Here is a 26,357-nt window from a genome sequence, read left to right on the forward strand (position 1 = left end):
GCACCTCCTGCGCAAGGCCGCTCGACGCAACCCCGACGCTATCTGCGACGCCATCGCCTCCATCCTCGACACTGTCACCCCGCCACAGTGCCGCAACTTCTTCGCCCAGGCCGGTTATGACCTCAGATAAATTCATCCCGCTCTAGGCTCTCAGGTCCTGAACCGTCATTGCGAGCGCAGCGAAGCAATCCAGGGCGGTTTGCCGTGGCCCCTGGATTGCTTCGTCGGCTTCACCTCCTCGCAATGACGGTGAGGGTGGCCCTACCGCCGACCGCCGACCTCGTCGATATGCAGCAGCATGTCGGCCGGGTCCTCGAAGACGCGGTAGGCGCCGGCGCGCTCCAGCTCGTCCTGGCCGTAACCGCCGGACAGGAAGCCGATGCCCAGCGCCCGCGCCCGCTGCGCCGCCAACATGTCCCAGACGCTGTCGCCGACGACATGGGCGCGCTCGATCGGCACGCCCAGCTTCTCGGCCGCGGCCAGGAACAGGTCGGGGTCGGGCTTGGCGTATTTCACCAGGTCGCGGGTGACGACCGGGACCTGGTCGAAATCGACGCCGAGATTCTCCAAGACCGGCCGCGCCGTCTCCATCCGCCCGCTGGTGGCGATGGCCCAGGGGATGCCGGCCTCGGTCAGCCAGGCCAGCAGCTCGCGCGCGCCGGGCAGCGGCACGCTCTGCTCCGAATGCCGGTTGTAGGCCTCGGCGTGGCGGCGGCGCAGCCGCTCCACCCGCTCGTCGCTGATGTCCAGCCCGGTCTCGCGCAGCAGCATGTTGGTGAACAGGCCGCCGCTCATGCCGATCTTGCGGTGGATGCGCCAGACCGACAGCTCGATGCCCTCGGCGTCCAGCGCCTCGCGCCAGGCCATGACGTGGTGATAGACGCTGTCGACCAGTGTGCCGTCGAGGTCGAACAGGAAGGAGGTCTGCTGGCGCATCTCACGGTCTCCGCGTCGGGGAACAGGGCCTCGGGACAGATGTAGCCGATCCGGCGCGGAGGGGAAGCCTGCCCTACCGCACGGGATCGGGATGGTGCGGCACGAACAGCCGGCCGCGCTCGGTCCACAGCACGATCAGCAGCGCCAGCAGGCCGAGGCCGAAATAGCCGAAGGCCAGCGGCACCACCGTGCCGTCGAAGGCCTGGCCGACGACGGCGCCGAGGATGGCGCTGACGATCGTGGTGTAGCTGCCGAACACCGAGGAGGCGGTGCCGGCGACGTCGCCCAGCGGCTCCATCGCCATGGCGTTGAAGTTCGGCACGGTCAGGCTGAACAGGAACATGTTGGCGGCCAGCACCACGCCGAACAGGAACAAGGGCGGCTTGCCGCCGAAGACGAAGGCGAAGATGACCTGCAGCGCGCCGACCGCGACGAAGCCGAGGATGCCGGTGTGCGACAGCCGCCGCATCCCCAGCCGGCGCACCAACCGCGAGTTGAGGAAGGAGGCGAAGCCCATCACCATCGCGATCAGCCCGAAGGCCATCGGGAAGTAGGTGCCCAGCGCATAGACATCGGTCTCGAAGATCGCCTGGGAGGAGCCGAGATAGGACATCAGCGCGCCCATCATCAGCCCCATCGCGCTGGCATAGCCGATCGACACCCGGGTGGTGACGCAGCGCCGCATCGCACTGCCGATCGCCGAGGGCGAGAGCCGCTTGCGATACTCCGGATGCAGCGTCTCCGGCATCCGCAGGTTGAACCAGACGATCTGCACCAGGGCCAGCACCAGCATGCTGACGAAGATGGCGTGCCAGCCGCCGAGGAACAGGAAGGCCTGGCCGATCGCCGGGGCGAAGACCGGCACGATGATGAACACCATCATGGTCAGCGACATCACCCGCGCCATCTCGCGGCCGGAGAAGCGGTCGCGGACGATGGTGACGGTCAGCACGCGCGCCGCGGCGGCGCCCATGCCCTGCACCACCCGGGCGATCAGCAGCCATTCGAAGCCATGGGCGACGATCGCGAGGATGCTGCCGAAGGTGTAGACGGTCAGCCCGATCATCAGCGTCGGCCGTCGCCCGATGACGTCGGAGATCGGGCCGTAGATCAGCTGCATCACGCCGAAGCCGGCCATGTAGGCGGTGAGGACGTATTGCAGCGCGTTGGCGTCGGCGATGCCGAGATCGGCCTGGATGGCGCCGAAGGCCGGCAGCAGGTTGTCGATCGACAGCGAGATCAGCGCCATCATGAAGGCGATCAGGCCGACGAACTCGGCGAAGCCCGGCGCGGGCGCGGCGCGCCCGGGCACCTTCGCGCCCCCGGTGATCCTGCTGACGAACGACATCCGCTCCGGTCTCGCTTGCACGCGGCACGGCCCGGCCCGCGCCATGCCGCCTGGGCGGTGGTGCCGGTCGAGCGCTGCCCGCCCCCGCGGGGATGATGAGAAACAGGATGACCTTCCGCCCAAACCGCGATCCGGGGCAAGGGCTTGTCGCGCAACGCTGCCCCTCGCCCGCGGAGGGGAACCGGGTCCTGCGATCGGCGGTCAGGCGCCCCGCACCTCGCGCGCCGCGTCGCGCACCATGGCCATGAAGATCCTTCCAGCATCGGTCGGCGGCACCTCGGCCCGCATGGTCAGGCCGACCGGGCCGGTGGAATCGCCGGAGGCGAGCGGCAACTCGGCCAGCACGCCCTCCTCCACATCCTGGGCCACGGCGCCGCGCGAGATGATCCAGACCGCGTCGGTGCGGCGGAGATAGGAGCGGCCGAAGGTCGGCGACACGCTCTCGATCCGGTTCGGCAGGGCCTCGATCCCGGCGGCGATCAAGAGGCGGTCGACGGTCGGCTGGATCACCGACCCCGGCGGCGGCGCGATCACCGGATAGGCCCTGATGTCGCGCACCGCCAGGCCCGGGCGGGACAAGAGCGGATGGCCGGGCCGCACGGCGAAGGCGATGCGCTCGGAATAGAGGTGCTCGAAGCTGAGGCCGGTCATCTGCTCCGGCTCCGCCAGCCGGCCCAGCACCAGGTCCAGCCCGCCGACGCGCAACTGGCCCAGCAGCATCTGGTTCGGCCCGTCCACCACCCGCACCACCACGCCGGGGCAGGCGGTGCGGAACCGCTCCAGCGCCGCCGGCATCATCAACCCGGCCACGGTCGGCAGCACGCCGACGCGCAGCAGCTCCTCCCCCGCCGCGCGCGCCCGCACCACGCTCTCGATGCCCTGGCGCAGCGCCGTGACGCTGGTGCCGGCATGGTGCAGGAAGGTGCGGCCGAAGGGGGTCAGCACCACGCCCTTGCGGCTGCGGTCGAACAGCGGCGCGCCCAGCGCCTCCTCCAGCTCGCGCAGGGTCTTCGACACCGCCGGCTGGCTGATCCCCAGAGCGTCGGCCGCGGCCACCACGCTGCGCAGCCGCACCGCCTCGAGGAAGCATTGCAGGTGGCGCAGCTTGATCCGCCGCTCGATCGTCAGCGCAGTGTCCGCCATAATCATCCGGTTATGTTTCTCGGCGAATTCCTTATTTTACATAACCGCTTGGGCCGCGCACAGTGCGGCGTCACAGCGGGACGAACCGCAGGAATCGAGCCAGGGCAAGGGATGGACGCGGTCAAGGCGAACGGCATCGTGCTGCATGTCGAGGACAGGGGCCCGCGCGACGCGCCCACCCTGGTCTTCATCAACTCGGTCGGCACCGATTTCCGCATCTGGGATGCGGTGGTGCCGCGGTTTCCTGAATATCGCACCCTCCGCTACGACAAGCGCGGCCATGGCCTCTCCGGCAGCGAGGGCGGCGACAGCATCGAGACCCATGCCGCCGACCTGGCGGCGCTGCTCGACGCCCGCGGCATCCGTCGGGCGGCGGTGGTCGGCCTGTCGATCGGCGGCATGATCGCGCTCGGCCTCACCAAGCTGCGGCCGGAGTTGGTCGGCCGGCTGCTCCTCTGCGACACAGCCCACAGGATCGGCACGGCCGAGGCCTGGCAGCAACGGATCGCGGCGGTCGAGGCCAATGGCGTGGCGAGCATCGCCGAGGCGACGATGGAGCGCTGGTTCTCGCCGGAGTTCCGGGCCCGGCAGCCGGACCTGGTCGCAGCCGCCCGCACTATGCTCAGCCGCACCCCGGTGGACGGCTACATCCGCGCCTGCGCCGCCCTGCGCGACGGCGACCTGACCGCGGCGGCAAAGGGCGTGGCAGTGCCGACCCTGTGCCTGTGCGGCACCGCGGACATCGCCACGACGCCGGAGCTGGTGCGGTCGCTGGCCGCCCTGATCCCCGGCGCGCGCTACCGGGACATCCCGGGCGCCGGCCACATCCCCTGCGTCGAGGCGCCGGAGGCCCTGGCCGGGCTGATCCGCGATTTCATCGGCGAGGGCACGCCCCTCGGGAATGAGGCCGCCCATGGCTGACCCGCTCCACGACCAGGGCATGGCGGTGCGCCGCAAAGTGCTGGGCGACGCCCATGTCGACCGCGCCCAGTCCCGCACCACCGAGTTCGACGCGCCGTTCCAGGAGTTCATCACCCGCGGCGCCTGGGGCGGGGTGTGGAGCCGGCCGCAACTGACCCATCGCGAGCGGTCGATGCTGACCATCGCGCTGCTGGCCGCCTTGGGCCATCACGAGGAGCTGGCAATGCACATCCGCGCCACCGTCAACACCGGCGCGACGCCGGAGGACATCCGCGAGGCGCTGCTGCATGTCGCGGTCTATGCCGGCGTGCCGGCGGCCAATGCCGCCTTCGCCATCGCCAAGCAGGTCTTCGCCGAACGCGACGGCCTGGACGACCGGGAGGAGACGAAGTGAGCTTCCAGCCGCGCGACTGGCGCATCCATCCGCCGCATCTCTACGAGGGCTACCGCTCGACCGTGTTGCGGGCGCCGTCGCAGAAGCTGATTCCGCTGACCGGCGCGCTGTCCGAGCACCAGGGCCCGACCTTCCCCGCGGCGCCGGAGGGCGAGGCCGACCTGACCCGCAACGGCCGGGTCAATGGCGAGCCGCTGGGCGAGCGCATCATCGTCGCCGGCCGGGTGCTGGACGAGGATGCGCGACCGGTGGCCAACACGCTGGTCGAGCTGTGGCAGGCCAACGCCGCCGGCCGTTACATCCACAAGGTGGACCAGCACGACGCGCCGCTGGACCCGAATTTTTTGGGCGCCGGCCGCTGCGTCACCGATGCCGAGGGCCGCTACCGCTTCCTCACCATCAAGCCGGGCGCCTATCCCTGGCGCAACCACGCCAATGCCTGGCGGCCGCAGCACATCCATTTCTCGCTGTTCGGCCCGGCCTTCGCCACCCGGCTGGTGACGCAAATGTATTTCCCAGGCGACCCGCTGCACGCGCTGGACCCGATGTTCAACAGCATCCCCGACCCGGCCGGGCGCGAGCGGCTGATCGCGGCCTTCAAGCTCGACCTGACCGAGCCGGAGGTCGCGCTGGGATACGAATTCGACATCGTGCTGCGCGGGCGGCTGGCAACGCCGATGGAGGACGGCCACCGATGAGCAAGCTTCCCCAGACCGGGTCGCAGACGGTCGGCCCCTTCTTCGCCTACGGCTTGACGCCGCGGCAATATGGCTATGACTTTCCGCAGATCGCCGACGGCGCCATGGCCGGCGACGCCGTGCCGGGCGAGCGCATCCGCGTCGCCGGCCGGGTGCTGGACGGCGCCGGCCAGCCGGTCGAGGACGCGCTGATCGAGATCTGGCAGGCGGACTCCAAGGGCATGTTCCCGGGCCCGCAGCGCACCGCCAATGACGGCTTCACCGGCTTCGGCCGCTGCGGCACCGGCACGGACCCGGAGCGGCGCTTCGTCTTCGACACCATCCGGCCGGGTGCGCCCAGGCCGGGCCAGGCGCCGCATCTCAGCGTCATCGTCTTCATGCGCGGCCTGCTGGTGCATTGCTTCACCCGGATCTACTTCCCGGAGGAGGCCGCGAATGCGCAGGATCCGGTCCTCCTGGCCGTGCCCGAGGCCCGGCGCAGCACCCTGATCGCCCAGCCCGATGGCCCCGGCCGCTACCGCTTCGACATCCGCATGCAGGGCGACGGCGAGACCGTCTTCTTCGAGATCTGACCCATGGCAAAATTCCAGACCCTGGCCGAGGCCGTCGGCGAGAACCTGCATGACGGCGACACCGCGGCCTTCGAGGGCTTCACCCATCTGATCCCGCACGCCGCGGCGCATGAGGCGATCCGCCAGGGAAGGCGCGACCTGACCCTCGTGCGGATGACGCCCGACCTGGTCTACGACCAGATGGTCGGCATGGGCATGGCCCGGAAGCTGGTCTTCTCCTATGCCGGCAACCCCGGCGTCGGCCTGCTGCGCCGGGTGCGCGACGCGATCGAGAAGGGCTGGCCGAACCCGGTGGCGATCGAGGAGCATTCCCACGCCGCCATGGCCAACGCCTATGAGGCCGGGGCGGCCGGCCTGCCCTGCGCCGTGTTCCGCGGCTATCGCGGCGCCGGCCTGGCCGAGGTGAACCCGAACATCAAGACGGTCACCTGCCCCTTCACCGGCGAGATCCTGGCGGCCGTGCCGGCGATCCGCCCGGACGTGACCTTCATCCACGCCCAGAAGGCGAACCGCCGCGGCGACATTCTGATCGAGGGTATCGTCGGGGTGCAGAAGGAGGCGGTGCTGGCGGCCAAGCGGTCGGTGGTGACGGTGGAGGAGATCGTCGAGGATTTCGACGGGGTCCACCCCAATGCCTGCGTGCTGCCGCGCTGGACCGTGACCTCGGTCGTCCAGGTCAAAGGCGGCGCCCACCCATCCTACGCCCATGGCTATTATCCGCGCGACAACGCCTTCTACCTGGCCTGGGACAAGATCGCCGCCGACCGCGAGGGCTTCCTGGCCTGGATGAAGGAGAATGTGATCGACAGCGGCCCCGACGCCTTCGCCGGCCGGGCCGCGACGCTGAGCGGGAGGGCCTGAGCATGGCCGACGCCTTCACCCCTGACGAGATGATGACCATCGCGGCGGCCCGGGCGCTGCGCAACGACGATGTCTGCTTCGTCGGCATCGGCGCGCCCTCCGCCGCCTGCAACGTGGCGCGGCTGACCCACGCCCCGGACATCACCCTGATCTACGAATCCGGCACCATCGGCACCGCGCCGGACGTGCTGCCGCTGTCGATCGGCGACGGCGAGTTGTGCGACACCGCCGTCACCACCGTCGCGGTGCCGGAGATGTTCCGCTACTGGCTGCAGGGCGGGCGCATCACCATCGGCTTCCTCGGCGCCGCCCAGCTCGACCGCTTCGGCAACATCAACACCACGGTGATCGGCGACTATCACCACCCGTCGGTCCGCCTGCCCGGCGGCGGCGGCGCGCCGGAGATCGCGACCTCCTCGGGCGAGATCTTCATCACCATGAAGCAGAACAAGCGCGGCATGGTGGAGACCATCGACTTCTTCACCTCGCTCGGCCACGGCACGGGCGGCGACGACCGCGCCCGCCGCGGCGTCACCACCAAGGGCCCGACCCTCTTGGTCACCGACCTCGCCGTCTGGCGCCCCGACCCGGCCACCCGCGAGTTCACCGTCGTCTCGCTGCATCCGGGCGTCACCCGCGAGCAGGTGCAGGAGACCTGCGGCTGGACCGTCCGCTTCGCCGACAATCTGGAACAGACCCCGCCGCCCTCGGCGCTGGAGCTGAAGACGCTGCGCGACCTGAAGGAGCGCACCCGCATCGCCCATGGAGAGGCCGCATGAGCCGCGACGCCTATATCTGCGCCTATCTGCGCACCCCGATCGGCCGCTATGCCGGCGCCCTGTCCGCGGTGCGCGCTGACGACCTCGCCGCCATCCCGCTGAAGGCGCTGATGGAGCGTCACGGCAAGGTCGATTGGGAGGCGGTCGACGACGTCGTGCTCGGCTGCGCCAACCAGGCCGGTGAGGACAACCGCAACCTGGCCCGCATGGCGCTGCTGCTGGCCGGGCTGCCCTCCGCGATCCCGGGCTCCACCGTCAACCGCCTCTGCGGCTCCGGCCTCGACGCCGTGACCATCGCCGCCCGGGCGATCAAGGCCGGCGAGGCCGAGCTGATGCTGGCCGGCGGCGCCGAGAGCATGTCGCGCGCGCCCTTCGTCATGCCGAAGGCGGAGAGCGCCTTCTCCCGCTCCAACGCGGTCTACGACACCACCATCGGCTGGCGCTTCGTCAACCCGCGGATGGAGGCGCTGTACGGCACCGATTCGATGCCGGAGACCGGCGAGAACGTGGCCGAGCAGTTCCGGGTCAGCCGCGCCGACCAGGACGGCTTCGCCCTGCGCAGCCAGGAGAAGGCGCTGGCCGCCCAGGCCAACGGAAGGCTGGCGCGCGAGATCGTGCCGGTGACCATCCCGCAGCGGAAGGCCGAGCCGATCATGGTCGACCGCGACGAGCATCCGCGCCAGACCTCGCTGGAGAGGCTGGCCGCCCTGCCCACCCCGTTCCGCAAGGGCGGCACCGTCACCGCCGGCAACGCCTCCGGCGTCAATGACGGCGCCGCGGCGCTGATCGTGGCGTCCGAGGCCGCGGCCGCGCGCCACGGCCTGACTCCGATCGCCCGCGTGCTCGGCGGCGTCGCGGCGGGCGTCGAGCCGCGGATCATGGGCTTCGGGCCCGCCCCCGCCAGCCGCAAGCTGATGGCGCGGCTCGGCCTGTCGATCGGCGATTTCGACGTGATCGAGCTGAACGAGGCCTTCGCCTCCCAGGCCCTGGCGGTGACCCGCGACCTCGGCCTGCCGGACGACGCGGCCCATGTGAACCCGAATGGCGGCGCCATCGCGCTCGGCCACCCGCTCGGCATGTCCGGCGCCCGCATCGCCGGCACCGCGGCGCTGCAGCTGAGCCTCGGCGGCGGCAAACGGGCGCTGGCCACCATGTGCATCGGCGTCGGCCAGGGCATCGCCCTGGCGCTGGAAGCGGTCTAGGCCTCCCTCACCGTCATTGCGAGGAGGCGAAGCCGACGAAGCAATCCAGGGGCCACGGCAAGCGGCCCTGGATTGCTTCGTTGCGCTCGCAATGACGGTTTTGATACGTCACGACTGAATGCCCCATGGGGTAGAGTGCCGCCATGACCGTCTCGCCCTTCGACTCCGCCCTGCTCGGCCCACTGCTCTCCGACGCCGAGACCGCGCTGATGTTCAGCGACACCGCGGCGCTGCGGGCGATGCTGAAGGTCGAGGCGGCGCTGGCCGAGGCCGAGGCGCGCTGCGGCGTGATCCCCGCCGCGTCCGCCAGCGCCATCGCCGCGGCCGCCGGCGCCCTGATCCCGGATGCCGCGGCGCTGGCCGCGAAGACGGCGGAGGACGGCGTGCCGGTCCCCGCTTTGGTCGCGGCGCTGCGCCGGGCGGTGGCGGTATCGGCCGGCGAGGAGGCGGCCCAGGCGGTGCATTGGGGCGCCACCAGCCAGGACATCCTCGACACCGGGCTGGTGCTGCGGCTGCGCCGGGTGATCGCGATCCTGGAGGATCGGCTGGACGCGCTGATCCAGGCCCTGGCCGGGCTGGCCGATGCCCATCGCGCCACGGTGATGCCCGGCCGCACCCGGTCGCAGCAAGCGACGCCAGTGTCCTTCGGCCTGAAGGCCGCGGGCTGGCTGGCGCCGCTGCTGCGCGACCGCGACCGCCTCGCCGAGCTCAAGCCCCGCCTGTTCCTGCTGTCCTTCGGCGGGGCCAGCGGCACGCTCGGCGCGCTGGGCGCGGACGGGGTCAAGGTCGAGGCGGCGCTGGCCGAGATCCTCGACCTCGCCGTGCCGCCGATGCCCTGGCACAGCCAGCGCGACGGCATCGCCGAATTCGCCGGCTGGCTGGCGCTGGTCACCGGCACGCTGGGCAAGCTGGGCCGCGACCTGTGCCTGCTGGCCCAGACCGAGGTGGCGGAGGTGCGGCCCGGCGCCGGCGGCGGCTCCTCGACCATGCCGCAGAAATCCAACCCGGTGGGGCCGGAGACGCTGGTCGCGCTGGCCCGCTTCAACGCCGGCCTGGCCGGGCAATTGCAGCAGGCGATGCTGCACGAGCATGAGCGCGACGGCAGCGCCTGGCCGGTCGAATGGCTGGCCCTGCCGCAGATGGCCGTCGCCGCCGGCGCGGCGCTCACCCATGCCCTGGCCGTCGCCGGCAGCCTGACGGTCGACAAGTCTCGGATGGCGGCGCAGTTCGAGGCCTCGCACGGCCTACTGCTGGCCGAGGCCGCCAGCTTCGCCCTGGCCGCCCACATGCCGCGGCCGGAGGCGCAGGCGCTGGTGAAGGAGGCGGCGGCGAAGGCCACCGCCGCCGGCCGCCATCTGTTCGACCTGCTGGCCGAGATGTCCCAGGCCCCGGTCGACTGGCCCGCTTTGCGCGACCCCGCCCGCCATCTGGGCGCGGCCGACGCCTTCATCGACCGGGTGCTGACGGCGGCTCGGAACGCTTGATGGTGGAGAGAACTCGTTGCCTCTCCCGCTTGCGGGGAGCGCCCGTCCCTCGCCGTCATTGCGAGGAGGCGAAGCCGACGAAGCAATCCAGGGGCCGGTGCGCACCGGCCCCTGGATTGCTTCGCTGCGCTCGCAATGACGGTTTTGGGATTCCGAAGGGATCTCGCAAGCGGGAGAGGCAACGCAAAGGGCGCCGTGGTGCTACGCCGCCACATCCTCCCGGTGCGCGTAGATGTGATCGACGATGCCCCAGGCCCTGGCTTCCTCGGCGGTCATGAAGCGGTCGCGGTCGAGGGTGCGCTCGACCTCCTCATAGGTCCGGCCGCAATGCCGGGCGTAGATCTCGTTCACCTGCCGCTTCAGCCGGACGATGTCCTCGGCATGGCGCTCGATGTCCGAGGCCTGGCCCTGGAAGCCGCCGGAGGGCTGGTGCAGCACCACCCGGGCATTGGGCAGGGCGATGCGCCGGCCGGGCGCGCCGGCCATCAGCAGGAAGGAGCCCATCGACCCCGCCGTGCCCATGCACACGGTCGACACCGGGCTCTTGATGTATTGCATCGTGTCGTAGATCGCGAGGCCGCTGCTGACCACCCCGCCGGGGGAGTTGATGTACATCGCGATCTCGCGCCGCGGATCCTCCGATTCCAGGAACAGCAGCTGGGCGCAGACCAGCGCCGAGACGCCGTCGTCGATCGGCCCGTTCAGGAACACGATGCGGTCGCGCAGCAGGCGGGAGAAGATGTCGAAGGCGCGGTCGCCGCGGCCCGACTGCTCCACCACCATCGGCACCAGGTTCATCGTCATGCCGCCCATCGCCGCCCCCCGCCGACCGCCATGGCCTTGATCCGTGGTTGGGCCGCGAGGCGGGACCGCCGCGGCGCCGGCCGGCCGGTCCAGGGCAGCGCCCGGGCCTCGACACCGAAGCCGCTGTGCACGATGCGCAGCCGGGTGCCGCCGGCCGCGGTGCCGTCCAGGGTGAAGGTCACCACCGTGTCGAGCGGCCGGGCCTCCGCATCCCGGCCGCGCCAGCTGTAGCGCAGCAGCCGCGGCGGCTCCGCCGCCAGCACCTCGCAATCCACCGGCTTGTCGGTGCCCGGCGCGCCGCGCAGGGTGAAGTGCCGCCCCTCCTCCGCCGCGATGTCGTTCGGCAGCAACCAGGCGGCGAGCAGCTCCGGCTCGGTCAGCGCCCGCCACACCTTCTCCGGCGGATGGTCCAGGTCGCAATCGACCACGACGGCATCATCGGGAGTCGGATCACTCATCATCCATGTCCTCGAGCAGGGTCTTGAGGCGGCCGACCTTCTCCGGCCAGAAGGCGCGGTAGCGGTCGATCCAGCCGGCCAGCGGCGCCAGCCCCTCCGGCGCGGCGCGGTAGTAGACGAAGCGGCCGTCGCGCCGCTCCGCCACCAGCCCGGCGCGGCGCAGGGCGGCGAGATGCTGCGAGATCGCCGGCTGCGACACGGCGAAGCCGGCCTTCAGCTCGGTCACGCTCAGCTCGTCCTCGGCCAGCCGCTCGAACACGGCGCGGCGGGTCGGGTCGGCCAGGGCCTGGAAGATCTCGGGCGCGGTCATGCAGACATATAAGCGGATACTTATTCGATTCGCAATGCTGCACCCGCCGCCTCCGCGCGCGGCTCGACAGAACCTACCCCCTGACAAGTCCGATGATAGCCCGGCCGCCGGAACCCCGAGGCGGCGGCAGCGGGGCCGCGCCGCCGGCGGCGCAGCCCCTGATGCCGGTCAGGCGGCGTCCCGGGCCGGCGCGTCGACCCTGGGAATGGCGCGCAGGCCGACCTGCACCCGGTTCCACAGGTTGATCGCGCCGATCAGCAGGGTGAGGTTGCCGATCTCGGCGTCGTTGAACTGGCTCTTCAGCGCCGTGTATTCGGCATCCGGGGCGTGCGTGTCGGCGACCCGGGTCAGGGTTTCGGTCCAGGCCAGCGCGGCGCGCTCGCGGTCGGTGAACACCGGGGCTTCGCGCCAGGCGTCGAGCAGATGGATCCGCATCGGGCTCTCGCCCTGCTTCACCGCGTCGGTGGCGTGCATGTGGATGCAGAAGGCGCAGCCGTTGATCTGCGAGGCGCGCAGCTTCACCAGCTCGATCAGGCTGTGCTCCAGGCCGCTGCCCTCGATCGCGGCGCCGACCGCGATCATCGCCTTGGTGCCCTCCGGGGCGGCGTGGAAGATGTTCAGGCGCGGGGTCATGTGTATCTCTCCGTCAGGGAATGGGTCGAGCGGGCGTCAGCGATCGCCCAGAGGGTCAGGAGCGTCCCGATCGCGGCCGGCAGCGTCACCGCGGGGAAGTCGCGGATCAGCACCGACGGCCCGCAGATGCCGACGGCGACCTCCCAGAAGTGGAACAGGGCATGGCCGGCCAGCCACAGGGTGGGCGCGGCCCAGAAGATGATGCGGTGCCGCGGCTGCGCGGCGCCGAACAGGTAGGAGGTGCCGACGAACAGGAAGATCAGGCCGATATCGCGGATGAAATGCTGGTTGAACGGGCCGGTCGTGGTCACGCCGGGCACGGCGAAGTACCAGCCGTCCGGCGACAGCAGCATGAAGACGCCGTTCGCCTCGGCCAGGACTCCCATGAATACGGCCACGCCGACGCAGATCTGCTTCAGCATCGCTGGGTCCTTTCTGGATGGGATGCCACCTGTCACTTCTTCGGCGGCGGGGGAACGTTGGCCAGCCACCAGTCGAGGGTGGTGGTGCCGAGGCGGACGTCCGGCCCGGGCATCAGCGACGTGTCGTCCACCTTGATGCCGAAATACGGCGCCTGCGGATCGGTCACCACCCGGCGCGGGTCCTTGTCATAGGCCAGGACCTTGGCGACCGCGTCGTCGAGATGGAGCGGGACGGGCCCGCCCACCTCCCGCATGCCGTTCGCCGGCGGGGCCAGCGCCGCCTCGGCGATCGCGGCGGCGACGTCCTGCGCCGCCATCGGCTGGAACAGCGTGTGCGGCAGCCGCACGACGCCGTCGACCGTGGAAAAATCCGCGATGCCGCGGATGAACTCGAAGAACTGGCAGGCGCGGACCAGGGTGTAGGGGATCGGCGACGCCTTGATCAGGCGCTCCTGCGCCAGCTTGGCGCGGAAATAGCCGCTGACCTGCAGCCGCTCGGTGCCGACCACCGACAGGGCGACGTGATGCCGGACCCCGGCCTTCACCTCCGCCGCGGCGATGTTCCGGCCGGCGGTCTGGAAGAACTCCATCGCCGCCTGGTCCGCGAAGGACGGCGAGTTGGCGAGGTCGACGACGACGTCGGCAGCGGTCAGGACCTCGGCCAGCCCCTGGCCGGTGATGGTGTCGACGCCCGTGCCCGGGGCGGCGGCAAGGGCGTGATGGCCCTTCTGGGACAGCATGGCCACGACCTTGGACCCGACCAGGCCGGTTCCGCCGATGACGACGATCTTCATGGATTCACCTCTCACGGTCTGGGCACCAGCTGCCGCTCCGGTCGAGGGTCCCTCCCCTTCGCCCCGCGGCCGGCGCCCGGAAACGAGAGGAAGGATCGTGGATCGCCACCTTTCCCGGCCATTGTGCCGACCGCCAGTCCCGCACATCAAAGGATGGATCGACCTCGACCTTGGCATAGATCAGGCGCGCGGCGGCGGTCCTAGCCCTGGGTCGCCGCCCCCCGCTGCGCCGGCAGCCACAGCCGGAAGCAGGCGCCGCCCTCGGGGCTGTTCGAGGCGGCGATGCCGCCGCCATGCGCCGCCATGATCGACTGGCAGATGGCGAGGCCGAGGCCGATCCCCTCTTCCTTGGTGGTGAAGAAGCCGTCGAAGATGCGATCGAGATTCTCCTCCGGGATGCCGGGTCCGTTGTCGCGGATCACGAAGGCCACCTCGCCGTCCCGGCCGAGCCCCGTGCTGAGCTCGATGCGCCCCTCCCCGGCCTGGCCGATGGCCTGGATGCTGTTGACCAGCAGGTTGACCACCACCTGCTGCAGCTGCACCCGGTCGCCGATGACATCGGGCAGCCCGAGACCGAGCCTGACCAACAGCTGGATCGAACGGGTCTCGATGTTGTGGCGGATGAACAGCAGCGCCTCGTTCACCACCTGGTTCAGGTCCAGGGGCAGGCACTCCGGCGTGTGCTTCGCCGTGGCGGAGCGGATGCGGTGGACGATCTCGTTGGCGTGGCGGGCGCTGGCCACGATCCGCGTCGTCAGCTGGATCACCTTGGCCAGGTTGGGCTCGTCGCGCGACAGCCAGCGCAGGCTGGTCTCGGCATTGGTGAAGATCGCGGCCAGCGGCTGGTTCACCTCATGCGCGATCGAGGTGGCGAGCTCGCCGAGGGTCGAGATCCGGGCGGCGCGGGTGAAATCGGCCTGGAGCTGGCGCAGCTGCGCCTCGGTGCGCAGCCGGTCGGTGATGTCGTCGAGGCTGATGACCGTCACGTCCAGCTGCTCCGGCGGCGTCGGGAATGTCACCGCCATCTGCACGTCGCGCAACCGGCCGTCGAGCGTGCGCAGCTTCATCACCTCGGCATGGCTGCGCCGTCCGTCGAAATGCGCGATCATCACCCGCCGCGCCGTCTCGGGCGACGCCTCGAACAGGCAGGTCACCGGGCCGATCAGCTCCGCCGTGCTGCTCGCTCCGAACAGCAACGCCGCGCTGGGGTTGATCTCGGTGATGCGGACGCTGTGCTTGGCGAGGTCGATCAGCTCCGGATGCGCATCAAGATACGCGCCGAGATCATGGACGCCCTCGGTCCTCAGCTGCGTGAAGATCGGCACCATCGCTCTCGCATCGACCCGCAGGAGCGGATTGGGCAGGTGGCGGATGAGATTGCGGTATCGCTCCTCGCTCGCGCGAACCGACCAGTAGGAGCGGTGGTCCTTCAGCGGCCCCGTCACCGTCACGATCACCGTGTCGCGGGCGCCATTGTCCAAGCGCCGCACCGTCAGCACCGGGTGGCTGAGCAGCAGGGAGGCGATGTCGCGCGTCCGCTCGGCGCGGGGAGGCCGGGCCGTCGCGACCTCGGCGATCAGTTCGGCCAGGTCGGCTCTACTGTCCGGCGGCCAGAACTCCGCGATGGGCCGGCCGATCATCTCGTCGCGGCCGCTGGGTCCCCCGAGCAGATGCTCGCTCCGCTCGTTCAGATCCTCGACCAGGGCCCGCCCAAGCACCTCGGTCACCCAGTCCGCCTGGCACAGCCCGCTGCCGGACAGCCGGGCGCTCATGAACGGCCGGACCCCGGCGATGTCGAGCCTCCAAGTGGCCACCTCCCGGCAGGGCACGCCGGGCCGCGACACGATCCCGAAATCGGGTTCATCGGTGGAAGGAAGCGTCTCGTCCATGTCAGCCCCCCGGTGATGGGTCTCCGCCGCACTGGTCGCCAGGTCCGTCCTCCGGCCCCAGGGCCGCCCTGAGATGGCCGAGCAGCGCGCCGTCATCCACCGGCTTGGTCAGGTAGGCACGGGCGCCGCCGCCCAGGGCACGGGCCCGCGCCGCCGGGTCGGGAACCGCGGTGATCATCAGCACCGGCATCGTGCAGCCCGCAGCGCGCAGCCGGCGCTGCAGCTCGATGCCGTCGATTCCCGGCATCCGCACATCGGTGATCAGACAGTCGAACCGGCCGGGCGCGAACTCGGCCAGGAAGGTGGCGCCACAGTCGAAGGACCGGCTCTCGAACCCCATCACCTGCAGCAGGTCTGACAGAGCGTCACGCATGGCTTCGTCATCGTCGACGATCGCGATCATGGGAACCTTGGACACACGGGCGGCCCTCGTCGGCGCGGCTGGCCCTCCATGTCGCCCCATCCGCGATCCCTTGGGTACTATCCCGGGGGCTAGGTCGGATTTGCTTCGCGCAGGTCGGCGGGAAGCGCCTCCCACGCGCGGATCACCTCTCCCACCGAGGTGGCGTGCATCTTCCGCATCACGTTGCTGCGGTGCAGCTTGACGGTGACCTCGCTGATGCCGAGGTCGAAGGCGATCTGCTTGTTGAACCGCCCCAGCGCCACGGCGCCCAGCACCTGGCGCTCGCGCCGGGTCAGGGTCCCGTAATGGTCGACATGCCGCCGGGCGATACGGTCCCGGGCCCGCTGCGCGACGTCGCGCTCGATGCCGGTGGTGACGGCGTCCAGCAGCGTCTGGTCGCGCACCGGCTTGGTCAGGAAGTCGATCGCGCCGGCCTTCATGGCCTGGACCGTCATCGGGATGTCGCCATGGCCGGTCAGGAAGACGATCGGCTTGTTCTTGCCGTGGGCGGCGAGCTGCTGCTGCAGGTCGAGCCCGCTGGCGCCGGGCAGGCGCACGTCGAGGACCAGGCAGCCTGACCGGTCCGGCAGGGCCGTGTCCAGCAGCTCGCGCGCCGAGGCGAAGCCGACGGCGTCGAGCCCCACCGACAGCATCAGCTCCTGCAGCGCCAGGCGGACGGCTTCGTCGTCATCGACGATCAGCACCAGGGGACGCTCGTTTGCAGCGACCATATTCATGGGTGACCTCACTTCGATGAAACGGGGTCGGAAGGGTCGACGAGGCCGGATCTGCGGCCGCGGCCGCCGACCCGACGGTCGATCCACTCTTCCAGCGCCGCCGTGAAATCGGGCGGCGCCGCGCGGAACAGTCCCTGCGCGATGTCGCCCAGGGACTGCCTTGCCAGCTCCTGCCGCATCGCCTTCTCGGCCCGCAGCATCACGCCGTGGATGGCGCAGACGCCTCCCGTCGCCCAGCCGGGCGGGTTGCCCCCGAAGACGGCGCAGCGGCCGCGGATCTCCTGGCAGTCGAACAGCGGCTTGCGCCCCTCGATCGCATCCACGACGGCGAGGAAGCTGATCTCCTCCGCCGGCCTGGCCAGGACGTAGCCGCCGCGCACCCCCTCCGTGGCCCGGACGATCCCGCCCTTCTCCAGCTTGGCCATGATCTTGGCCAGGAAGGCCGGCGAGATGCCCTGCAGGTCGGCGAGGTCGCGGGTGCTCATCGGCGTGTCGTCCTTGCCGACCAGCCAGAGCAGGCAATGCAGCCCGTATTCGACGCTTGCCGTGATGTGAGCCATAACTCGGACCTTATCAGTCCGAGTTACGAAGCGCAACGGCAAACTCGGACTGACTATGTCCAAGTTCCGGTCGGCCGCTCAGAGCAGCGCCATGCCGCCGTCGACCCGCAGGTTGATGCCGGTGACGAAGCTGCCGGCGTCCGAGGCCAGGAACAGCGCCGCCCGCGCCAGCTCGCCCGGCTGGCCCAGGCGGCCCAGCGGGATCGCCGCGGCCATCGCCGCCTCGAACCCGTCGCGCCTCTCGGGCGGGATGCCCAGCTTGTCGAGGATCGCGGTGTCGACCGGGCCCGGGCTCAGCACGTTGACGCGGATGCCCCGCCCCTTCAGCTCGATCGCCCAGCTGCGGGCGAAGGCGCCGATCGCCGCCTTGGAGCCGGCATAGACCGCATGCCCGTCCAGCACCTTCTCGCTGGCCAGCGACCCCACCAGGATGATCGACCCGCCGTCGCGCAGGATCGGCACCATCCGCTGGACGCCGAAGAAGACGCCCCGCGTGTTGACGGCGAACTGCGCGTCGTATTCGGCCTCCGACACCTCGGCCGAAGGCGTGATCTGGTTGATCCCGGCATTGGCCATGTAGATGTCGAGCCGGCCGAAGCGCTCCGCTACCTCCGCCGCCACGCGGTCGTGATGCGCCGGCTCGGCGACGTCGCCGTCGATGCCCAGCGCGCCGAACCCGATCTCCCGCACCGCCTGGTCGACCACGTCGCGGCGGCGGCCGGTGATCACCACCTGCGCGCCCTCGGCGGCGAAGACCTTCGCGGCGGCCAGGCCGATCCCGCTGTTCCCGCCGGTCACCAGCGCGACCTTGTCCCTCAGCATCTGCATCTCGTTGTCCTCGGAATGTCCGACCTGTGAGCCGGGCTTACTTTCCCCCAGCCGGCGGGCCCGCCGACACTGTGCGGGCGTCCGTTTCCCCACACCGATGGGTGGCCGACCCTGGCCTTCGGGATGGGTCGGCCGCGACGGCGGCGTCAGCCGGCCGGTTTCCGGTGGAAGACGGTGCGGATGGCGCCCAGGAAGACATGGGCGCCGCGGTCGTGCCTCGCCCCGTGGATGCCGTTCGCCCTGGCCTTCTCGGCCCGGGCGGACAGGCCCTGGGCGAGGTCCTCGGCCAGGGCCGGGCGGTCGTGGATCAGGGGCTCGAAGGCCTCCTGGCCGATCTCGTAGACGGTCACGCGGGTCAGCGCCTCCAGCGTGCACGCCTCCCCCATCCCCGCCAGCAGCCCGGTCTCGCCGAAGAAGTCGCCGGGCGCGAGCCGCCCGGCCTCCGCCCCGCCATGGCGCATGACGACGATGCCGGCCCGCAGGATCATCAGCGAGGACAGCGCGTCGCCCTCGCGGACGATGACCTCGCCCTTGCGATAGGCGCGCGGGGCGGTCGCCTCGGCCAGGGCCTGCTTCTCCTGATGCGTCAGCCCGGCGAAGATCGGCATCGCCTCGATCAGCGCGAGCGGGGAGACCTGCGGCGGGCTGGCCGTCTCCTCGGTCGGCAGGTCCTTGATCGCGGCGATGCCCCCGGGCGGCGGCGCCAGCAGCAGCCCGGCCGACTTGCAATGGCGGTAGACGAGGTCGATCACCTCGTTCCGCGCTTGGCTCCGCCTGGCGGGGCTGGCGACCCGGAAGGACAGATCCATCTGCAGCGCCGACGCGTCCAGGCCGGTCAGGGCCACCGAGGGCGGCGGCTCCTTGACGATGGAATCGGCGCTCAGCAGCGCCATCTGCATGACCTCGATCACCGCCGCCGGCATCCGGGTCGGGGCCAGGCGCAGCGACAGCGACACCAGATGCGATTCGTCGGGCCGGCTGACATTGGTCAGGCCCAGCCTGGCCAGGAAGCTGTTCGGCAGCACGACCAGGTTGCTCGCCCCGGTCAGCAGATGGGTGGCGCGCCACGTGCTCTCGACCACCCGCCCCTCGGTGCCGTCGCTGAGGACGATCCAGTCGCCGATCGCGAAGGGCCGGCCGAGGGTCATGGCGATGCCGGAGAACACGTCGCTCAGCGTGCTCTGCAGGGCCAGGCCGAGGATGATGGCGATGACGCCCGAGGTGGCGACCAGCGTGCCGATCGGGATGCCGAAGACGAAGGCCAGGATTGACAGGCCGACGCCGAGATAGACGCCGCCGACGACGAGGTCCTGCAGCAGCCGCGCCTCGCGCGGGCGCCCCTCGAGCACCAGGGTGATGCGGACGACGCCGATGGTGGCCCAGGCCAGGTGCACCCACCACAGCAGCCTGGCGGCGACGACCAGCAGGGCGCCGTCCTCCGCCGTCCGGCGGCTCTCGACCATCGAGGGGGAGAGGCTGTCGCGGAGGAGCAGCGCGGTCATCGCCAGGAAGAACGCGATCTGCACCAGCAGGCGGGTGTTCGAGCGCCGCGCCGGGATCAGGCCCCAGGCGAGGATTCCGGCGAGCCCGACCAGGATCACATGCGCGAACGGGGACGCCAGGAGCGCCGGGACGGACATCTGGTCCATGGTGCCGCATATCCTGTATCGGCCCGGGCGGCGACGGCGGGCGGGAGATCCGCGCCGTTCGGCCGGCGCCGGCGCCATGCGCGAGCTTCGCCGGCAGCCTATCGCGGGCAAGCGGCCGCGGCGATGCGCCCGAGGGCGAGGATGGCCGATACCCCGGCACAGCTTGACCGCGACCGGCGGCGGGCCCGGGCCGGCCCGCGGGCGCAGGACTCGCGCCACGATTGTCACTCCCGGCTGGCCGGGGCCCGACCCCACCCTAAGTCAAGACCAGCACCGAGCGATGCGCCGCGGCTGGATCCGCGCTTCGGTCCCGGGGCGCGGCAACTCGCCAATCAGGAGGTCGCAGATCATGACGAATTCAGCCGAGACCAAGGCCCCCGTCCCGCACACGCCCCCGGTGGTGTCGCCGGAGGGGTGGGAGGCCGCCCGCCGGCAGCTGCTGGTGAAGGAGAAGGCCCACACCCGTGCCCGCGACGCCCTGGCCGCCGAGCGCCGGCGCATGCCGTGGATGGAGGTGAGGACGGACTACGCGTTCGACGGCCCCGCCGGCAGGGTCGGCCTGCTCGACCTGTTCGACGGCCGGCGCCAGCTGATCGTCTACCGCGCCTTCTATGAGCCGGGCGTCCATGGCTGGCCCGAGCATGCCTGCCGCGGCTGCTCGATGGTGGCCGACCAGGTCGCCCATCTGGCCCATCTGAACGCCCGTGACACCACCCTGGTCTTCGCCTCGCGGGCGCCGCAGGCCGACATCGCCCGGCTGAAAGCGCATATGGGCTGGACCATGCCCTGGGTCACCGTCACCGACAGCTTCGACGCCGATTTCGGCGTGGATGAGTGGCACGGCACCAACGTGTTCATCCGCGACGGCGACCGCGTGTTCCGCACCTATTTCGTCAACAGCCGCGGCGACGAGCAGATGGGCGGCACCTGGAACTATCTCGACATCACCCCGCTGGGCCGGCAGGAGGTGTGGGAGGATTCGCCCGAGGGCTATCCGCAGACCCCGACCTACAAATGGTGGAACTGGCACGACAGCTATGTCGACGGCGCCGCGCCCGACAAGCGATGGGTCGAGGTGTCGGATGCCGGCGAAGCCGCCTTCCGCAACAAGAACGCAGGCTCGCCGTCATAGGCCGGGCGCGCCCGGCCGACATGAGGACTCACCGCCGGGGGCGGTCGCGATGATCCGCGACCGCCCCCGGGCTTGTCCGGATGCCATTTCATCCGCTGCCGCAATTTCGAGCAGGCGATTGCCGCAATAATAACTTTTTACATCTCGCGAAGAAAACACTTGGAATTTTATATCTTGACTCATTTCATTAAAACAAAATTGGATGCATTTTTTTGAGAAGAAATTCTTTTAACTCTCCAAAAGTCGCGACGCTAAATAAAGCCGCATAAAAGGAATCCCACTATCCAACAATATTCGTCCGCCCATGAATAAGGCGGCCACGACCGTCGCTGAACATTACGGCCATCGCGCCTGATCCAGCGCCGTTCCGGACAAGAACACGGACCGACCCGCGCTTTGCCGAGCGTAGGGCGATGTCCGGCGGCCGGATGGTGCCCTGAAGGAGAGGTTCCATCATGTCCACCGGTTCCGGCCTCCGGCCCCTGACGATCTTCGACACCAGCCTGCGCGACGGCGAGCAGGCGCCCGGCAACGCCATGACGCTGGCGCAGAAGCTGCGCATCGTCCGCGAGCTGGAGGCGCTGGGGGTGAACACGATCGAGGCCGGCTTCCCGGCCGCGTCCGACAGCGACCTCGCCGCCGTGCGCGCCATCGCCGAGGCGGTGCGCGACAGCCGGATCTGCGCCTTCGCCCGGGCCAGCCGCACCGACATCGAGGCCGCCGCCAAGGCCGTGGAGCCGGCCCGGGCGTCGCAGATCGAGATCCTCGGCGTCGCCTCGGAGATCCATCTGCGCCACAAGCGCCAGATCAGCCGCCAGCAGGCGCTGGAGGAGATCGAGGGCGCGGTCGAGTTGGCGCGGCGGGTCGGCTTCGACGACATCTGCGTCGCGCCGGAGGATGCGACCCGCGCCGACCCCGCCTTCCTGGGCGCGATGTGCACCGCCGCCGCCCGCGCTGGCGCCACCATGATCCTGATCCCGGACACGGTCGGCTGCCTGCTGCCCGGCCGGGTGGCGGCCCTGGTCGAGACCGTGCGCGCCAGCGTGCCGGCGGCGGTCAAGGTGGCGATGCACGCCCATGACGACCTCGGCCTCGCGGTCGCCAACACCCTGGCGGCGATCGAGGCCGGGATCGACGAGATCCAGGTGACGCTGTGCGGCATCGGCGAGCGCGCCGGCAACTGCGCGCTGGAGGAGGTGGTCGCGGCCCTGGCCGCCCACCCCGCGCATTTCGGCCGGTCGACCACCATCGATGTCCGCCGGGTCTATGCCGCCTGCCGGCTGCTGATCGAGACCCTGGCCCTGCCGATGGCGCGGGGCAAGGCGGTGATCGGCGAGAACGCCTTCGCCACCGCCGCCGGCATCCACCAGGCCGCCATCATCCGCAACCCGCAGACCTACGAGTTCCTGGAGCCGGACATGTTCGGCGCCGAGCGGCGGATGGTGATCAGCCGCCATTCCGGCCGGCACGCGCTGAAGGCGAAGATCGAGGCCTTCGGCCTGGCGCCGACGCCCGGCCTGATCGAATCCCTCTATCGCGAGCTGACGGCGTCGGCCGAGCCGGTGTGCAGCGACAGCACCCTGCGGTCCCTGGTCCTGCGCAACGCGGCGGAGGCGGCGGCGCCGGTCTGAGCCGCCCCTCCCCTGATCTTCAATCGAGCGGAACACGAGGCGTTCGCATGGACGTGCATCTTGCCGAGACCGTCACCGGCTACCAGGCGCTGGTGGCGGCGCTGGACTCCTGGGGTGTCGAACTCTGCGCCGGCGTCACCGGCGGCGGCACGATCCGGTTCCTGGAATACCTGCCGCCACTGCGCCCGGGCGGGGATGCGGCCTCCGGCGGCGAGCCCGAGGGGCTGAAGTTCCTGACGCTGGGCGAATACGCCGCCGGCTTCGTCCCGCTCGGCAGCTACCTGGCCACCGGCCGCATCGCCGCCGGCATCGCCACCACCGGCGCCGCGACCAAGCTGCTGGGCTGCGGGCTGAGCGACGCCAAGCTGCACGACATCCCGGCGGTCTACATCGTCGCCGCCTCCCCGGCGGAGACCGAGGGGCTGAGCCCGCTGCAGGACACCAGCCCGCTGGGCAGCAACATGCTGGCGCAGCTGCGGGCGGAGTTGCCGGACGGCGTCTTCGTGCTGGACCACGCCGCCACCCTGCGGCAGCGGCTGCGCCAGGCCGAGGACCGGCTGCGGCGCTGCCAGCCGGTGGTGCTGGTGCTGGACCACGGCGCGCTGCAGGCCGAGATGGCGCCGCACCGCGCCGCACCGGAGGCGGCGCCGGCCCTCGACCCGGCCGAGGCGGACGCCTTCGCCGAGGCCTTCTGCCGGCGCAGCCAGGGCCGCCGCGTCGTCATCCTGGCCGGCGAGGAGCTGGCCCGGCTGCCCGACGCGCCGCGGCTGACCACCCGGCTATGCGAGGCGCTGGGCGCGCCGATCGTCTGGAGCATCAACGGCGCCAACGGGGTCGAGCGCGCCAACCCCCACGGCCATGGCACTATCGGCTTCGGCGGCAACGACGCCGCGGCCCGGCTGTGGCGCGGCATCGGGCCGGAGGATGTGCTGCTGGTGCTGGGCGCCTGCCCGGACGAGTACACGGTCAACCTGGCCCCCTACGCCGCCGGCGACACCTTCGTGCTGACCGGCCTGCCGGAGGGCTACGGCCAGGTCGAGGGCGGCTTCGGCCACCGCGCCGCCGGCGGCTACCGGCAGCTGGTCGCGCCGCTGGACCCGGCGCTGCGCCGGCTGCTGGCCCGGATCGAGCGGCGGCCGCCGGAGACCCGCCGGTCCGACCCGGCGCCGGACGACCTGAACACCCGCCGGCCCGGCCCGCCGCGGCCCGGCCATGCCGACATGGCGGCGCTGTTCCGCGCGCTCGACGCGCGCTGGCGGCCGGGCACCATCGGCTTCGACGATGTCTGCCTGGCCTACAAGGACCGGCAATTCGTGCTGCAGCGCCCGAATCCGCAGGCCCGCTTCTTCTCGCTCTATCGCGGCTCGGCCATGGGCAACGTCCTGGGCCTGGCGATCGGCGCCCGGCTGGCGGCGCCGGAGAGCGACGTCGTCGGCTTCACCGGCGACGGCTGCTTCCGGCTGTTCGCCGGCTGCCTGGCGGAGGCGCGCGACCTGGGGATCCTGCTGTTCCTCTTGGACAATGCCAGCTACGGCATCATCGAGCAGGGGGTGCGGACGATCATCCCGGACGCGCCGGCGGCGCGCCGCCACAACCGCCTGGACGCGATCGACTACGCCGCCATGGCCGGCGCCTGCGGCTGGCGCTCGGCGGCGCTGCGGCCCGACCTGGCCAATCTCGACGGCATCCTCGCCGCCCACCGCGCCGGCCGGGCCTCGACCCTGGTCACCGTGCCGGTCGATTCCGGCCACATCCTCGGCATCAATCCGCGGGCCAGCAACCTGTGACCGCGCCATCCGATCCGCATTCCGGAGCCCGCCCCGTGAGCCTCGCCCTCGACCCCGGTTTCCTCCGCCTCCTCGCCGGCAGCCATGCCCGGCTGGTCGGATCGCCGCTGCTGCCGGAGGATGCCGGCGACGATGCCGACCGGGCGCAATGGCTGTACGAGGCCGCGCCGTTCTGCGTGCTGGCGCACAACACCGACGCCGATCCGCGCTTCGTCTACGCCAACCGCGCCGCCCAGGCCCGTTTCGAATATGGCTGGGACGAGTTCACCACCCTGCCCTCCCGCCTCTCCGCCGAGGCGCCGGACCGGGCGGAGCGGCAGCGCCTGCTGGACGCGGTCACCCGCGACGGCTTCATCGCCGATTACCGCGGTGTCCGAATCGCCAAGTCGGGCCACCGCTTCCGGATCGAGAACGCGGTCGTCTGGCAGCTGATCGACGAGGCCGGCACCCTGCACGGCCAGGCCGCCGCCTTCGGGGAGTGGCGGGAGGTGGTGTAGGGGAGCGGCTGCGGGGAAGGCCGGTGCTTCAGTCGCTCGCGCCGGCTGTGCCGATCCCGCCCGGCTGCGCGGCCCGTTCCGACCGCTATCGACCGAGGCTGTGTGAAAACGCTGCGCCGTCGTTCTTGCCGGCAATTCCGTTGCGGTGCGGGCCGCCATCCAGAATCTTTCATGCTGCGGTGGCAGCCGCTTCCGGTGGGAGATTGCGCTGCAGTCGCCGTCGGTTGCGTTTTCACGTTGTGCCTCATCATCATAGGGCGCAACAGCTTTAATGACGCTGGACTCAGGAGCGCTGTCGATCTGCGAGGCTATGTCTCCATTGAATATCATTGCTACTCTGGACGGTAGCACTACGATATTATCGACCTCCTCGCTCCCTCCGATAACTAATGAGGGCGCATACGTGAGATGATTCTCCGGATCGATGTCTCCGAACTTCTCTCTCGCCCGCACCATCATTATGTCGTATGGCGCCGTTGCTATCTTAATTAGTTCGGATTCCAAGAAGCCGGAAAAGGACGACGCCACAACTTCGGGCGACATTGAGAGCCAATCCAGGAAATAAACTCGTGTATCTCCTTGTCGGAGGCGCTCGATATTATATGCATACTGGTCTCCCCATATAGTTTCCCCAAAGCAAAAATAATTCGCGCACCTGCTCTCCCAAGAGAATTTCCAATAATCAAAGTGGTTCCATTCCCTAGAATCGATGCATCCGGCGGCGCTTATCCCAAACAGACGAGCATATCCTCCGTATACAGTCGCTCCATTGCTATAATGAAGAGCCGCCAAGTGATCATCCGGGAGTGTTATTTTGGAGATTCGAGAGAAATTATGCAATTCCGCATTGCTCACGCCTGGAAAAAGTTGAGAATCATGCACATCCATCAGCTCGCTCAATTTCGAACCCATCGCGCACCATATAGCCTGCGTTGAATGGACTCATAGCAGCATGCCGGACGTCAGCCGGCAATCTATCACTGATCGTAACGGCGGCTTTCCGCCCATCCCGGTCACCCGAACTGCCTGCAGAATTCCCAGACACCGCCATCACAAGGCTCCCTTGGGATTCTCGATCCCGAGCCGGGCCAGCTGATCGCAGAGCCAGCGCCAGCAAGCGGGGGCGCGATCGGGCATCTGGGCCAGGCCGGTGCCGATGCCGTCGGCCGGCATGACCACCGTCCCGCCGGCGGCGAGGTGTTCGCGGAGGCGGTCGAGCGCCGGGGTGGCATGCTGTTGCAGCCGCGCCAGGTCGGCATCCGTCAGGAAGGCGTTGGTCACCAGGCTCGGCGCCCGCTTCGTCGCGATCCCGACCGCGTTCGGCTCCCCCCGCGCGGCCGCCGCCTGCCCTCCCAGGCCGCGCTCCACGAAGTTGTCGCCGAACACATAGAGCGCCTGCGGATGGGACCGGATCTCCTCGCGGCTGTAGCGCGCGACATACTCCACCGGCATCTGATCCTCCTCGGGCGTTCGGCCCAACTCTCT

28 protein-coding genes and 1 pseudogene are annotated in these 26,357 nt (G+C 70.3%); 12 read left to right on the forward strand and 17 right to left on the reverse strand.

Going from position 1 to position 26,357, the window contains the following annotated elements:
- Positions 1-261: 261 nt before the first annotated feature.
- The 3 genes from BWR60_RS21110 to pcaQ all read right to left on the reverse strand — a co-directional run bounded on the left by BWR60_RS21110 (position 262) and on the right by pcaQ (position 3,427).
- On the reverse strand, positions 262-936 hold the full coding sequence (locus tag BWR60_RS21110) for an HAD family hydrolase (RefSeq protein ID WP_088152991.1): 675 nt from the start codon (positions 934-936) through the stop codon (positions 262-264).
- Between the two features lie 73 nt (positions 937-1,009).
- A complete protein-coding gene (locus BWR60_RS21115) occupies positions 1,010-2,284 on the reverse strand; it encodes a multidrug effflux MFS transporter (RefSeq protein ID WP_088152992.1) in 1,275 nt (424 codons plus the stop codon).
- A 201-nt stretch (positions 2,285-2,485) separates the two neighbouring features.
- Complete coding sequence (gene pcaQ / locus BWR60_RS21120) at positions 2,486-3,427, reverse strand: pca operon transcription factor PcaQ (RefSeq protein WP_088152993.1); 942 nt, start codon at positions 3,425-3,427, stop codon at positions 2,486-2,488.
- 111 nt (positions 3,428-3,538) lie between these two features.
- Between pcaQ and pcaD the strand changes: the two genes are divergently transcribed.
- The 8 genes from pcaD to BWR60_RS21160 all read left to right on the forward strand — a co-directional run bounded on the left by pcaD (position 3,539) and on the right by BWR60_RS21160 (position 10,338).
- Positions 3,539-4,348, forward strand: a complete 810-nt coding sequence (pcaD, locus tag BWR60_RS21125) for a 3-oxoadipate enol-lactonase (protein ID WP_088152994.1) — start codon at positions 3,539-3,541, stop codon at positions 4,346-4,348.
- Complete coding sequence (gene pcaC, locus BWR60_RS21130; protein ID WP_088152995.1) at positions 4,341-4,742, forward strand: 4-carboxymuconolactone decarboxylase; 402 nt, start codon at positions 4,341-4,343, stop codon at positions 4,740-4,742. The genes pcaD and pcaC overlap by 8 nt, the downstream gene beginning before the upstream one ends.
- Positions 4,739-5,440 (forward strand): protocatechuate 3,4-dioxygenase subunit beta, encoded by a 702-nt coding sequence (gene pcaH / locus BWR60_RS21135; RefSeq protein ID WP_088152996.1) that lies wholly within the window; start codon positions 4,739-4,741, stop codon positions 5,438-5,440. The genes pcaC and pcaH overlap by 4 nt, the downstream gene beginning before the upstream one ends.
- Positions 5,437-6,012, forward strand: a complete 576-nt coding sequence (gene pcaG / locus BWR60_RS21140; RefSeq protein WP_088152997.1) for a protocatechuate 3,4-dioxygenase subunit alpha — start codon at positions 5,437-5,439, stop codon at positions 6,010-6,012. Before pcaH ends, pcaG begins: the two co-directional genes overlap by 4 nt.
- A gap of 3 nt (positions 6,013-6,015) precedes the next feature.
- Positions 6,016-6,873, forward strand: coding sequence for a CoA transferase subunit A (locus BWR60_RS21145; protein ID WP_088152998.1), 858 nt, complete (start codon positions 6,016-6,018; stop codon positions 6,871-6,873).
- Positions 6,874-6,875: 2 nt separating this feature from the next.
- Positions 6,876-7,652, forward strand: a complete 777-nt coding sequence (locus BWR60_RS21150) for a CoA-transferase subunit beta (protein WP_088152999.1) — start codon at positions 6,876-6,878, stop codon at positions 7,650-7,652.
- The gene (gene pcaF, locus BWR60_RS21155) at positions 7,649-8,854 is read left to right on the forward strand and encodes a 3-oxoadipyl-CoA thiolase (RefSeq protein WP_088153000.1); all 1,206 of its coding nucleotides are present in this window, start codon (positions 7,649-7,651) and stop codon (positions 8,852-8,854) included. The genes BWR60_RS21150 and pcaF overlap by 4 nt, the downstream gene beginning before the upstream one ends.
- Positions 8,855-8,997: 143 nt before the next feature.
- Positions 8,998-10,338, forward strand: a complete 1,341-nt coding sequence (locus BWR60_RS21160) for a 3-carboxy-cis,cis-muconate cycloisomerase (RefSeq protein ID WP_088153001.1) — start codon at positions 8,998-9,000, stop codon at positions 10,336-10,338.
- Positions 10,339-10,539: 201 nt separating this feature from the next.
- Here BWR60_RS21160 and BWR60_RS21165 read toward each other — a convergent pair whose 3' ends face one another.
- From BWR60_RS21165 to BWR60_RS21220, 12 genes are all read right to left on the reverse strand, one after another.
- Positions 10,540-11,142, reverse strand: coding sequence for an ATP-dependent Clp protease proteolytic subunit (locus BWR60_RS21165; RefSeq protein WP_343216413.1), 603 nt, complete (start codon positions 11,140-11,142; stop codon positions 10,540-10,542).
- Positions 11,139-11,600: an SRPBCC family protein gene (locus BWR60_RS21170; RefSeq protein WP_218823604.1), complete on the reverse strand. Its 462-nt coding sequence runs from the start codon at positions 11,598-11,600 to the stop codon at positions 11,139-11,141. The genes BWR60_RS21165 and BWR60_RS21170 overlap by 4 nt, the downstream gene beginning before the upstream one ends.
- Entirely contained in the window at positions 11,593-11,910 is a 318-nt protein-coding gene (locus tag BWR60_RS21175; RefSeq protein ID WP_088153004.1) for an ArsR/SmtB family transcription factor, read from the reverse strand. The genes BWR60_RS21170 and BWR60_RS21175 overlap by 8 nt, the downstream gene beginning before the upstream one ends.
- 168 nt (positions 11,911-12,078) lie before the next feature.
- Positions 12,079-12,543 (reverse strand): carboxymuconolactone decarboxylase family protein, encoded by a 465-nt coding sequence (locus BWR60_RS21180; RefSeq protein WP_088153005.1) that lies wholly within the window; start codon positions 12,541-12,543, stop codon positions 12,079-12,081.
- The gene (locus tag BWR60_RS21185) at positions 12,540-12,965 is read right to left on the reverse strand and encodes a hypothetical protein (protein ID WP_088153006.1); all 426 of its coding nucleotides are present in this window, start codon (positions 12,963-12,965) and stop codon (positions 12,540-12,542) included. Before BWR60_RS21185 ends, BWR60_RS21180 begins: the two co-directional genes overlap by 4 nt.
- Positions 12,966-12,997: 32 nt before the next feature.
- Entirely contained in the window at positions 12,998-13,759 is a 762-nt protein-coding gene (locus BWR60_RS21190) for an SDR family oxidoreductase (protein ID WP_088153007.1), read from the reverse strand.
- 200 nt (positions 13,760-13,959) lie between these two features.
- Complete coding sequence (locus tag BWR60_RS21195) at positions 13,960-15,648, reverse strand: PAS domain-containing sensor histidine kinase (RefSeq protein WP_179221876.1); 1,689 nt, start codon at positions 15,646-15,648, stop codon at positions 13,960-13,962.
- A 1-nt stretch (position 15,649) separates the two neighbouring features.
- Complete coding sequence (locus tag BWR60_RS21200) at positions 15,650-16,051, reverse strand: response regulator transcription factor (protein ID WP_088153009.1); 402 nt, start codon at positions 16,049-16,051, stop codon at positions 15,650-15,652.
- Positions 16,052-16,140: 89 nt separating this feature from the next.
- Entirely contained in the window at positions 16,141-16,788 is a 648-nt protein-coding gene (locus tag BWR60_RS21205; protein WP_218823605.1) for a response regulator transcription factor, read from the reverse strand.
- Positions 16,789-16,796: 8 nt separating this feature from the next.
- Positions 16,797-17,348: an RrF2 family transcriptional regulator gene (locus BWR60_RS21210; protein ID WP_088153010.1), complete on the reverse strand. Its 552-nt coding sequence runs from the start codon at positions 17,346-17,348 to the stop codon at positions 16,797-16,799.
- 78 nt (positions 17,349-17,426) lie between these two features.
- Entirely contained in the window at positions 17,427-18,176 is a 750-nt protein-coding gene (locus tag BWR60_RS21215; protein WP_088153011.1) for an SDR family NAD(P)-dependent oxidoreductase, read from the reverse strand.
- Positions 18,177-18,322: 146 nt separating this feature from the next.
- Positions 18,323-19,825, reverse strand: a complete 1,503-nt coding sequence (locus BWR60_RS21220) for a cyclic nucleotide-binding domain-containing protein (protein WP_218823606.1) — start codon at positions 19,823-19,825, stop codon at positions 18,323-18,325.
- Between the two features lie 349 nt (positions 19,826-20,174).
- On the opposite strand from BWR60_RS21220, the gene BWR60_RS21225 reads away from it, so the two are divergent.
- From BWR60_RS21225 to BWR60_RS21240, 4 genes are all read left to right on the forward strand, one after another.
- A complete protein-coding gene (locus BWR60_RS21225) occupies positions 20,175-20,957 on the forward strand; it encodes a DUF899 domain-containing protein (RefSeq protein ID WP_088153012.1) in 783 nt (260 codons plus the stop codon).
- Positions 20,958-21,412: 455 nt separating this feature from the next.
- Positions 21,413-22,588, forward strand: a complete 1,176-nt coding sequence (locus BWR60_RS21230) for a LeuA family protein (protein ID WP_088153013.1) — start codon at positions 21,413-21,415, stop codon at positions 22,586-22,588.
- A 47-nt stretch (positions 22,589-22,635) separates the two neighbouring features.
- Complete coding sequence (locus BWR60_RS21235) at positions 22,636-24,375, forward strand: thiamine pyrophosphate-dependent enzyme (RefSeq protein ID WP_088153014.1); 1,740 nt, start codon at positions 22,636-22,638, stop codon at positions 24,373-24,375.
- A 35-nt stretch (positions 24,376-24,410) separates the two neighbouring features.
- Positions 24,411-24,872, forward strand: a complete 462-nt coding sequence (locus BWR60_RS21240) for an MEKHLA domain-containing protein (protein ID WP_088153015.1) — start codon at positions 24,411-24,413, stop codon at positions 24,870-24,872.
- A gap of 510 nt (positions 24,873-25,382) precedes the next feature.
- Here the strand turns inward: BWR60_RS21240 and BWR60_RS39000 are convergent.
- Positions 25,383-25,784 (reverse strand): annotated as a pseudogene (locus tag BWR60_RS39000) (SMI1/KNR4 family protein); the annotation flags it as partial.
- Between the two features lie 138 nt (positions 25,785-25,922).
- The gene (locus BWR60_RS21245; RefSeq protein ID WP_088153016.1) at positions 25,923-26,324 is read right to left on the reverse strand and encodes a hypothetical protein; all 402 of its coding nucleotides are present in this window, start codon (positions 26,322-26,324) and stop codon (positions 25,923-25,925) included.
- Positions 26,325-26,357 lie beyond the last annotated feature (33 nt).

Source organism: Inquilinus limosus, assembly GCF_002195995.1.
GTDB lineage: Bacteria > Pseudomonadota > Alphaproteobacteria > DSM-16000 > Inquilinaceae > Inquilinus > Inquilinus limosus_C.